Below are 2319 nucleotides of genomic sequence, written 5' to 3'. Positions count from 1 at the left end.
CTCAATAATCCTGTTGATGTGCATATCAAATCAAAAACATCGACCGTAGATACGATCACACAACGCTACTGGCAGGTAACCGGGTTACATAAACTGGATGCATTGACGCGCATTCTTGAAGTTGAAGACTTTGATGGCATGATTATCTTCGTGCGTACTAAAAATTCGACAGTGGATTTATCTGAAAAGCTAGAAGCACGTGGTTACGCCAGTTCACCACTAAACGGTGATATGAATCAGGCGCTACGTGAAAAAACCATCGAAAGAATGAAAGCAGGCAAGATTGATATCTTGGTTGCCACCGATGTGGCTGCTCGCGGTCTGGATATCGAACGTATGAGCCACGTCGTTAATTACGATATTCCTTATGACACCGAATCTTACGTTCACCGCATTGGTAGAACGGGTCGTGCAGGCCGTAAAGGTGAAGCGATTTTATTCGTCTCTCCACGTGAAAAACGTATGTTGGGTGCGATTGAAAAAGCCACTAAACAGACGATTACTCGGATGCAACTGCCTAGTAGCGAAGATATTGCTGACCGTCGTGTTATGGCCTTTAAACAAGACCTGACAGAAACCATCGAATCTCAAGATCTCGCTTTTTTTGAAAATCTGATTCGTCAGTATCAAGAAGAACATAATGCGGATCCGATTGAAATGGCGGCCGCCCTTGCCTTCCAGGTACAGAAAAGTCGTCCTTTAAATCCTCCTGTTGTCCATTCAGAACGCAAACAACCTAGAGAGCGAGCTGAGCGTGGTGATCGTCCTGAACGAGCGAATCGTGGTGAACGTGGTATGCGTTCAGAAAGACCACCAAGAGCAGAACGTAGTCCTCGCCGTCAGGCAGCTCATCAGGCTGAAGAAGGTATGAAAACATACCGGATCGAGGTCGGTGTAGAACAAAATGTTGAGCCAAAGCATATCGTGGGTGCTATCGCCAATGAAGCTGGTATGGATAGTCGTATGATTGGCCGTATTACGATTAATCAGGATCACAGCCTGGTTGATTTGCCTGATGGTATGCCAAAAGATATTTTCCAGCATTTAAGAAAAGTCTGGGTTAATAATAAGCAGCTCGAGATTAGTCTGCCCGGCGCTGAGGCAGATATGTCATCTGCGAGATCAGAAAGAAAACCTCGCCGAAATGGACCGCCAGGAAAAACCAAGAAACGTCCAGCCATAGCCGCAAAAAAGCAAAGAAAAGCTAACCGCGACTAAAGGCCATATAAGCACTCAAAAGAGCCCGCAAGTGAATCGTACTGAGCGGGCTTTTTTATGTCTTTATTCCCACTAACTTCCGCAATGCAGACACTCATGCCACAATACGCGCATGCTGAATATTATCTGGATCGCTTTTTTTCTCATCGCGTTTCTCGTTGCCTTGTTTAAATTACTGGTACTGGGCGATCAGTTAATATTCACCCAACTCATGCAAGCCATGTTTGAACTGGCCAAAACCGCCTTTGAGATTTCTCTCGGGCTGACAGGTGTGCTGGCACTATGGTTGGGTATCATGAAAATCGGGGAGCGAAGCGGCTTTATTCAATTACTGACGGCGGCTTTAACACCATTATTTCAACGCCTCATGCCCGATATTCCCAGAAACCATCCAGCTATTGGGGCCATGGTGATGAATATCTCTGCTAATGCACTTGGTCTGGATAATGCCGCGACGCCGCTGGGCATCAAAGCCATGAAGGAACTACAGAAATTAAATCCGTTCAAAGATACTGCCAGTAATGCCCAAATACTGTTTCTGGTGATTAATACCTCTGCTGTCACCTTGTTTCCCGTCACCATCTTTACTTATCGTGCACAAATGGGCGCAGCCAACCCAACCGATGTCTTTATTCCCATTCTAATTGCCACATATATCTCTACTTTGGTTGGTTTACTCAGTGTGGCATGGGTACAGAAAATTAATCTTCTGGATCGTGTTATTTTGGCTTATCTGGGTAGTTTCACAGCGTTTGTGCTGGCCTTACTCATCTATTTTTCTCATCTACCGCAGCAAGAAATGGTCAGCCAATCGTCATTAATCAGTAACCTAATTTTATTTACCTTGATCATTATATTTATCACAGCCGCCTGGAAAAAAAGGATCAATGCTTACGATGCCTTTGTTGATGGGGCAAAAGAAGGGTTTGAAACAGCCATCACCATTATTCCCTATCTGGTAGCTATGCTCGTAGCTATTGGTGTATTTCGCGCCAGCGGTGCTATGGATATGCTTGCTGAAGGCTTACGCTATATTATTTTGAGCCTGGGTTTAGATGACCGCTTTATAGAAGCCTTACCCACCGCATTGATGAAGCCTTT

The 2319-nt window shown here is 45.0% G+C and carries 2 protein-coding genes; both read left to right on the top strand.

Annotated features, from left to right (window positions below; all coding sequences use genetic code 11):
- Positions 1–1218: helicase-related protein (locus tag B4K20_RS11730; RefSeq protein ID WP_289283014.1), on the top strand; the 1218-nt coding region annotated here is incomplete at its 5' end.
- 112 nt (positions 1219–1330) lie between these two features.
- Positions 1331–2319: nucleoside recognition domain-containing protein (locus B4K20_RS11725; RefSeq protein ID WP_289283013.1), on the top strand; the 989-nt coding region annotated here is incomplete at its 3' end.

This window comes from Methylophaga sp. UBA5088, from assembly GCF_002414625.1.
GTDB lineage: Bacteria > Pseudomonadota > Gammaproteobacteria > Nitrosococcales > Methylophagaceae > Methylophaga > Methylophaga marina.
The sequence above is the reverse complement of the archived record's forward strand: the minus strand, read 5'-3'. Positions and strand labels throughout refer to the sequence as shown.